Genomic DNA, 651 nt, shown 5'->3' with positions numbered 1-651 from the left:
GCCCACCGGCGGCGCGCGGGCTGCGTTGCGCCTGGGCGCGCAAACGGCGTCGTGGAGACCTTCTTCGTCATTCGTTTTGCTCCCTCGAACACGTGGTCGGCGGCGGTCAATCGCGGCGCGCAGGCACTCCAGTCATATGGGCGAGCCGAGTTTCCGGCCGCCCAGCGCGTAGGCGGCCTCGGTGAGGCGCATCACCGGCAGCATGGCGTCGAGATCAGCCAGCGGCGCGGCGCCGCGCCGGGCGCGGTCCAGCACGTCGGCGACGAAGGGGGCATACTGCCCGACATTGGTGGTGTGCGTGCGGATCGTGCGGCGGGTGCCGTCGCTCGCGGTCAGCTCCACTGTTTCAGGATGGGGCACGACGAGGTAATGGCGCGGCGTGCGCAGCGCGAAGTGCAGGTCGAAGTTGCTGGTGGGCGCGGGGTAGAGGTAGCCCGTCTCCACCTGCGCCAGCGCGCCCTTCGGACCGGCGAAGACGATGCTGCCGTAATCCTCCACGGGATGGCCCCAGGCGGCGTTGGAGAAGCTGGCCGCGACCGGGCGCGCCGCCTCGCCCCAAAGCGCGTGGACGATATCCACGAAATGCACGCCGAGATTGAGCATGCAGCCGCCGCCGGCCTGTACGGGATCCAGGTTCCAGGCGCAGCCGGC

Annotated in this window: 1 protein-coding gene; it reads right to left on the bottom strand. The window is 70.5% G+C overall.

The annotated features are described in order from the left end of the window. Positions 1-132 precede the first annotated feature (132 nt). Positions 133-651: Gfo/Idh/MocA family protein (locus AC1DWF_RS35420; protein ID WP_476843137.1), on the bottom strand; the 519-nt coding region annotated here is incomplete at its 5' end.

This window comes from Aminobacter sp. P4_D5 (genome assembly GCF_056401815.1).
Note: the sequence above shows the minus strand (reverse complement) of the source record. Positions and strands in the feature narration are given on the sequence as shown.